Source organism: Reyranella sp. (assembly GCF_050185545.1).
In the GTDB taxonomy this organism is placed as follows: Bacteria; Pseudomonadota; Alphaproteobacteria; order Reyranellales; family Reyranellaceae; genus Reyranella.
The window spans coordinates 1-7,375 of sequence record NZ_JBFWZI010000276.1 but is presented as its reverse complement, the minus strand read 5'-3'; the positions used below and the strand labels follow the sequence as shown (position 1 = coordinate 7,375).

Sequence of the window (7,375 nt, the reverse complement as noted above, 5' to 3'; positions counted from 1 at the left end):
ACCTGTGCGCGAACAACATTGCGCGCAACGGCTCCGACGATGTCCGCCGGCGCTACCTGCCGCGGCTGTGCGACGGCAGCGCGATCGGCGCGCTCGGGCTCACGGAGCCGGGGGCGGGATCCGATGCACTCGGTTCGATGAGCACCACGGCGCGGCGCGACGGCGACAGCTATGTGCTGAACGGCCGCAAGCTCTTCATCACCAATGGCCCGGTCGCCGACGTGCTGCTGGTCTACGCCAAGACCGACAAGGCGAAGGGCGCCAAGGGCATCTCGGCCTTCGTCGTCGAGAAGGGCTTCCCGGGTTTCCAGGTCGCGCAGAAGCTCGACAAGATGGGCTTTCGCGGCAGCACGACGGCCGAGCTCGTGTTCGACGACTGCCGCGTGCCGGCCGGCAATCGCGTCGGCGAAGAGAACGCCGGCGTGGCCGTGGTGATGAGCGGGCTCGACCTCGAGCGTGCAATCGTGGCGATGATCAACCTCGGCATGGCCGAGCGCGCCTTCGCGCTGACGCTCGACTATGCGAAGACGCGCCGGCAGTTCGGCAAGCCGATCGGCGATTTCCAGCTCGTGCAGGGCAAACTTGCCGACATGTACACCACCATCGAGACGATGCGCACCTATTGCTATCGCACGCTCGCGGAGGCGAACGATCTGGAGATCGGCGGCGGTGGCCGCGGCGACATCCACAAGCTCACCGCATCGTGCATTCTCTATGCTGCCGAAGGCTGCACCGAGGTGGTGAGCGACGCCGTGCAGATCTTCGGTGGCGCCGGCTACATGCGCGAGACGGAGATCAACCGGCTCTATCGCGCCTCCAAGCTGCTCGAGATCGGCGCCGGCACCACGGAGATCCGCAAGCTTATCATCGGCGGGGAGCTGATGCGCAGCTAGGCGTGATCTCGATAGATCGAAGCGTCAAAGAGTGACCTCATCGTGGAGCGCGCTACTGGCGTTCGCTAATGCTCTTATGGACCGCGGGCGTATCGCCCGATCATGCACATGAAATCATGAGCGGGCGAGACGCCCGCGGTCCAGGAAGAGCTCATGACACTTGAGCGATCGCGACGCTCGCGCTCGGAAGACGCTGGCCCAGTCTACGGCTGCTCGGCGAACCACGCCGGGCGCGGGATGGTCCACTGGTCGCCCCAGATCTGGTTGCCGCCATCGACCGTGACGACCTCGCCGGTCATGAAGGAGCCGGATGGGCCCCCGAGGTAGCAAACGGCGTCGGCGACGTCGCGCACGTCGCCGAAGCGCTTCATCAGGTTCGTTCCCGGGAGCGCGCGGCGCGCCTCGTCCGGATAGACCTCCATGCCTTCGGTGGCGATGATGCCCGGCGCGACGCAGTTGACGCGGATGCCGAGCGGCGCCCATTCGATCGCGACCGACTTGGACAGGTAGATCACGCCGGCCCGCGCCGCGCAGCTGTGGGCGACGCCCGGCATGCCGCGCGAGACCACTGCCACGATGTTGACGATCGCGCCGCCCCTTCCGGCGTCCCGCCAGCGCCGCGCCGCCTGCTGCATCATGTACCAGGTGCCGTTGAGGTTCGTGTCGATGACCGCGTTGAAGCCCTTCGGCGAGAAATCGATGGCCGCTTGCGGAAACTGGCCGCCGGCATTGTTCACCACGAGGTCGAGCGAACCCAGCTTGTCCCAGGCGTCATCGTAGAGGCGGGCGACGGCGTCGGGGTCGCGGATGGACATCGGGCGGGCAAGGACCTCGGCCCCGAGGGCACGCAGCTTCTCCGCCGTCGCCTCCAATCGCGCCTCGTTGCGGCCACACAGCGCGACTTTTGCCCCCAGACGCGCGAGCTGGAAGGCGATCGCCTTGCCGAGGCCGCGACCGGCACCCGAGACGAGCGCCACCTGACCGGCGAACAGGCCGTCGCGAAAGGTGAGCGGCGCCGTCGCGAGCTCGTCGTCCGTGCGGCTGAATTGGCTCATGGCGTCTGCTCCCTAGTAAGAAACAGTCTTCCGATGGATGGGCGCCAATCCGTTGGCGCTCATGGCCGGGTGCGCCATGGGTGGGGCGCGCCCCCAGCCACGAACCCCTCCCGGCGCTCGGCTCCGGTCGGGATGACGGCTGTTTGTTGCCATAGGCGAATGCCTGGTTCCCCTCGCCGAATCACGCTCGTGGCTGCCGCTTCTTGCGGTCGCGGAAGTCGAACATGCCGGGCAGGCTGCGCGGATCGCTGCCGGCCGGAAAGATCTGGTGTTTCTGGATCTTCTGGGTCCCGGTGGTCGGCAGGGTATCGGTGAAGTAGATCCAGCCGGGCGCCTTGAAGTAGGCCAGCCGATCGTAGCAGTACCGGAACAGCTGCTCGGCGGCCGTTTCGCCGCGTTCGTCCTGGACCAGCACGATGCAGGCCAGCACTTCCTCCTCGCGGGTCTCGTCCTGCACGGCCATGACGGCGACCTGCTGCACCGCCTCGTGCGCCTGCAGGAGTGCCTCGACTTCCGCCGCGGCGATATTCTCGCCGGAGCGACGGATGATGTTCTTCTTGCGATCGACGAAATGCAGCATGCCGTCGGCGTCCTGCCGCACCGTATCGCCGGTATGGAACCAGCCGCCGCGCCACGCCTCGGCGGTCGCCCGCTCGTCCTTCAGGTATCCCGAGTAGAATCCCCGCCGCGGCTCCTTTTCCGAGTGTCGGATCACCAGCTCCCCCGGCTGACCGGGGGCCACATCGTCGTCGTGCTCGTCGACGACGCGAACCTCGATGCCAGGCACGGGCCGCCCGAAGGCGCGCGTGCCGACCTGTCTCGGAGCCTCGTTGTCGAGGAGAATTCGCACCATTTCGGTCATCCCCCAGACTTCGATCAGGGGGAAGCCGAAGCGCTCCTCGAATTGCGCGTGAAGCTGCGGCTCGACCCCGGCACCGATGGCGAAGCGGACGGAATGACCGCGCTCGGTCTCGTCCGCAGGCCTGTTCAGCAGCATGGGAACGATGACGCCGAGATAATGCACGACGGTCGCGCGGGTCTGGCGGACCTCGGGCCACCATCGGTTGGGGTGAAAGCGATCCGGCTGGATCTGGCAGCTTCCGTTCAGCATCGCGCCATAGAACGACACGACCAGCGAGTTCACATGATAGACGGGCAGCGGATTGTAGATGCGCTCGCCCTCGGCGCGGAACGTCGCGAGGCCGCCGCGCGTCGCGTACCACATGCCCGCCGTGAGCTCGTAGGCATGCGACAGCATGCAGCCCTTGGGCCGGCCGGTGGTACCCGACGTGTAGAGGATGCTGGCCTCGGCCCCGGCGGTTATCGGCCCGCTGTCGGCACGCTTCGATGGCGGCGGCAGCGGCTCGCCCTGCCCGAGCGTCGAGATCGGCGCGCGATGGGCGCTCTCGTTCATGCCGCGTTCGAGCTGCTCGCGGCGCTCCGGCGCGACCAGCGCCAGATCGACCTCGGAATGCTCCAGGAGATAGGCGATCTCGCTGGCGCGATAGTCGGGATTGATCGGCACACAGGACACGCCGATCGAATTGAGCGCCAGCTTGTGCAGGAAGTGCTCGGGCCTGTTGTCGAGCAGCATGGCGACGCGATGACCGAGCCCGAACCCGGCCGTGCGATACCGCTCGATCAGATCGCGCACCTGGCGCGCGGCCTCGGCGAAACTGATCTCGTATCCCTCCCGATGGTAGGGGCGATGCGGGCCGACCGGAACGGCGAGCAATGGCCGTTCCTCATAGGCCTCGGCGGCGCGCGTGAACGCTTCGCCGATAGTCGTCGTGTCGTCGATCGTGATCATCGGTTGGCTTGTCCCATCCGCTCGGCCAGTTCATGCGGCACGCCCACCGGCAGGTCCATCAGCATCTGGGCGAAGGCCTTGCCCTGGGGGTCGATCCGCAAGGAGGCGACACCGCCGCCGCCCAGCGCGTCATGCAGTACGAAATTGAGCGCGTGGATGCCCGGCACATCGTAGCGATCCACGCGCGTCACACAGCTATGGGCGAAGAACGCCTTGACGGCATCCGGCGTGAGACCAGCACGCAGCCAGGGCAGGTACTCCGGCCGCCGTGCGATCACACCGATGTTGGCGGCATTGCCCTTGTCGCCGCTGCGACCCACGGCGAGCGCCACGAGCGGCACGCTCGCATCGGCAATGCCGATCGATGACGGCGCCACGGCATCGGTCGCGGGTGGAGCCGAGGAATTCGCGGCCGCGAACGGGACGTCGAACGCCTCTCCGGCCAGGTGCACGCGCGGCGACACCTCCGTCCTCGGCCACAGGAACGAGAACAGCCGCACGACCGGCTGCACGCCGGGGCGGCCGGCGAAAAAGCCGGTCAGGCCCTGCGCCATCGAAGACGCCGCGGGCGCGATCTCGCGTGCCAGGATCTCCAGCGCCTTCTGCTCCGGATGCCGCGCCCCGATCTTGAGCACGACCTCGCGGGCGGTGGCGGCGTCGGGACGCGCGTTCGCGCCGTAGGTTGCCTCGGCCCCGAGCGCCTCGCACGAGGTCTCGGTGAACGGGCCGATCCCGCGCTCGCCGAGCAGCCGCTGCACGCGCGTCAGGATCGCCTCTCCCAGCCGCTGCGCCTTGGCGGCAGCATCGCGCCCGCCGATCGTGACCGTGCCGACCATCCGGAAGCCGTCGTGCCAGGTGGCGCTGACCTTCAGGTCGGGCGTGGGCGGCCGGCCGCGCGCACCCGCGACCTGCACGCGATCCGGCCCATCCTCCGTCATCGTCACGGCCCGGAAGTCGCAGACGACGTCGGGCAGGATGTAGGCGGCCGGATCGCCGATCTCGTACAGCATCTGCTCGCCCACCGAGAGCGGGCAGACGAGGCCGCCGGTGCCGGTTGGCTTGGTGATGACGAAGCTGCCGTCGGCGCGACACTCGGCGATCGGCATGCCCATGTCGTCCCAGCCCGGAACATTGCGCCAGTCGGTGAACAACCCGCCCGTGGCCTGCGCCGAACATTCGAGCAGGTGCCCGGCGAGCGAGCCTTGGGCCAGCTTGTCGTAGTCGTTCCACGACCACCGGAAGGCATGCACCAGGGCGCCGAGCGTCACCGCCGAATCGACGCACCGGCCAGTGATCACCACGTCGGCGCCACGTTCGAGCGCCAATGCAATCGGTTGCGCGCCGAGATAGGCATTGGCGCTCATGACCCGGTCCGGCAGGGCCTCGCCCGTGACCATCTCGCGCAGCCCACGCTGGCGCGCCGCATCGAGCCGGTCCATCAGGTCGTCACCGGTGACACAGGCGATCTTCAGCGAGACGCCGGCCGCGTCTGCCCGCGCCTGCAGTGCCGCGACGGCGGCCTGCGGGTTCACTCCGCCGGCGTTGGAGACGACGCGAATGCCGCGGGTCTTGATCTCGGCGAGAAGCGGCGCGATCGCCTCGATGAAATCGGGGACGTAGCCGAGCTCCGGCTTGCGCGCGCGGATGCGCGCGAGCAGCGACATGGTGATCTCGGCGAGATAGTCGAACACCAGGTAATCGATCGCGCCATGGCGCACGAGCTGGCCGGCGCCCTCGAGGCTGTCGCCCCAGAAGCCCGCCGCGCCGCCGATCCTGACCAGGCGTTCCGTCATCTCAGCGCGCCCATTTCAGCGTCCTGGCCAGACCGGCGCGCGCTTCTCGTTGAAGGCGCGGAAGCCCTCGCGCGCGTCCTCGGTGCGCGCCATCTGCGGCAGGACGCGCTGGGCGTATTCGAGGCTCGCGCCGAGCGGCAGAGTGTCCATCATTGCGAGCGCACGCCGCCCCAGACGAATGGCGGTCGGCGAGGCCGCCGCGATCGAGGAAACCAGCTGGTCGACCTTGGCGTCGAGCGCGTCGGACGGCACGACGTGATTGACGATGCCGTGGGCAAGCGCTTCCTGGGCGCCGATCGGCTCGCCGGTGACGCAGATCTCGAGCAGCTTGCGGCGCGGGATCGTGCGCGACATCCAGGGCAGGATCATCATGGGGAACAGGCCGATGCGCGTCTCCGGCGTGCCGAGCCGGGTGCCCTCGGCGACGATGGCGAAATCGCAGGCGCAGACCAGGCCGAAACCGCCGGCCAGCGCATGGCCGTTCACGCGCGCGATGACCGGCACCTCGCAGTCGATGATCGCCCGGAAGAGCGACACGACGGGATTCTCGACCTCGGCCGGATCGACGCGGAAGGGATCGCCGTCGGCATCCGGCTTGAGGTCGCCGCCGGCGCAGAACACCTTCCCGGAACCGGTGATCACCACTGCCCGGATGCCATCCGCCGTCCGCGCGTCGGCAACACCTTCGCGCAGGCCCTCCAGCACCGATTCGTTCAGCGCATTGCGTCGCTCCTCGCGGTCGATCGTGAGCCAAAGGGCCGGCCCACGGCGTTCGCGACGCACGTCCTGCATGGCGTTCCTCCATGTTGAGCGCGATTCATTTTGGAGGAAGCTAGCCGGTCCGGAGGGAGATGACAACGTGCAAGCCTGGGCGATGCCCAGGTCTTCCGCAGCTTGGACACAACAGGCTGCGAACCAGCAGATATGGGATCAACGCACATTGATGGAGATTCCGACCTTACTGGCCGGTTCCGACGAACGGCTACGGCGTGACGACGGGTGGGCTGAGCTTCATGGCAGTGGCTTGGCGTCGCATGCCGATGTCGAACGAGACGAAGGCGCCAACATGACCACTCGAAGCGAGGTGAAGTGCATCGGCGAAGTCCATGCCACGGCTGAACCACTCGAGCGCACGTTCTACTGTCGCCACATCCTCGACCACTACATTCGCGGTCACGAGAATTGCCTCGATCGCCGCGACAATCTTTTCCCTGGGCTCGCGATAGACGCCACGTAGAACCCATTCGAGCTCCAACAGGACCGTCTTCGGCACGAAGAAGCCGTCGGCCAGAGCTTGGCGCGCAGCGGCCACTTGACGAACGTCGTCCTGAGCGAAGAGCCGCAAAATGACGTTAGTATCGACCGCGCGCATGCCGACGTCTGACTTCCTTCTCGATCGCGGCGTTCATCTCCTCGACCGTGTGCGGTGGCCCCTTGTAGTTCAGGATGCCTGCCCAGTCGTCGATGGTTAATTTCTTCTTCTTCTCGACCGGCTTGAGCAGCAGTCCTTCCGGTCTGTCTTCTACCGTCAAGAGCGTCCCTGCCTTCCAGCGCCGCTTGTCACGGATCGCTTTCGGCAACACGACTTGCCCTTTGGTCGAAATCCTCGTTTGCATAGCGCCCGCATCTTACCGGTAAGATCGGGAGAGCGTCAAACGGCTGCCTTGCTTTCGAGGCCACCCACGCGCTCCCTCCGCCCACGCAGGCTCGCACTCTTGAGCTGACCGCAGGCCGCCAGGATGTCGCGGCCGCGCGGCGTGCGCACCGGGGCGCTGAGGCCGCCCGCATTGACGATCTCGGCGAAGCGGTGGATGCGGTTGTTGG

General features: G+C 67.3%; 7 protein-coding genes and 1 pseudogene. 1 reads left to right on the top strand and 7 read right to left on the bottom strand.

Translation table 11 applies throughout. The features are described from left to right. Positions 1–893: acyl-CoA dehydrogenase family protein (locus AB7O82_RS35875; RefSeq protein ID WP_428621653.1), on the top strand; the 893-nt coding region annotated here is incomplete at its 5' end. Between the two features lie 203 nt (positions 894–1,096). Here AB7O82_RS35875 and AB7O82_RS35870 read toward each other — a convergent pair. The 7 genes and pseudogenes from AB7O82_RS35870 to AB7O82_RS35840 form a co-directional block, all read right to left on the bottom strand. Further along, positions 1,097–1,948: an SDR family oxidoreductase gene (locus AB7O82_RS35870; RefSeq protein WP_428621651.1), complete on the bottom strand. Its 852-nt coding sequence runs from the start codon at positions 1,946–1,948 to the stop codon at positions 1,097–1,099. A 181-nt stretch (positions 1,949–2,129) separates the two neighbouring features. Further along, on the bottom strand, positions 2,130–3,758 hold the full coding sequence (locus AB7O82_RS35865) for an AMP-binding protein (protein ID WP_428621650.1): 1,629 nt from the start codon (positions 3,756–3,758) through the stop codon (positions 2,130–2,132). Further along, complete coding sequence (locus AB7O82_RS35860; RefSeq protein WP_428621648.1) at positions 3,755–5,551, bottom strand: acyclic terpene utilization AtuA family protein; 1,797 nt, start codon at positions 5,549–5,551, stop codon at positions 3,755–3,757. Before AB7O82_RS35860 ends, AB7O82_RS35865 begins: the two co-directional genes overlap by 4 nt. Before the next feature lie 15 nt (positions 5,552–5,566). Next, positions 5,567–6,343 (bottom strand): enoyl-CoA hydratase-related protein, encoded by a 777-nt coding sequence (locus AB7O82_RS35855; protein WP_428537923.1) that lies wholly within the window; start codon positions 6,341–6,343, stop codon positions 5,567–5,569. A gap of 190 nt (positions 6,344–6,533) precedes the next feature. Beyond that, the gene (locus AB7O82_RS35850; protein ID WP_428537926.1) at positions 6,534–6,923 is read right to left on the bottom strand and encodes a type II toxin-antitoxin system VapC family toxin; all 390 of its coding nucleotides are present in this window, start codon (positions 6,921–6,923) and stop codon (positions 6,534–6,536) included. Beyond that, complete coding sequence (locus AB7O82_RS35845; protein ID WP_428537929.1) at positions 6,904–7,167, bottom strand: AbrB/MazE/SpoVT family DNA-binding domain-containing protein; 264 nt, start codon at positions 7,165–7,167, stop codon at positions 6,904–6,906. Before AB7O82_RS35845 ends, AB7O82_RS35850 begins: the two co-directional genes overlap by 20 nt. 35 nt (positions 7,168–7,202) lie before the next feature. After that, a pseudogene (locus AB7O82_RS35840) lies at positions 7,203–7,375 on the bottom strand (23S rRNA (adenine(2503)-C(2))-methyltransferase RlmN); the annotation flags it as partial.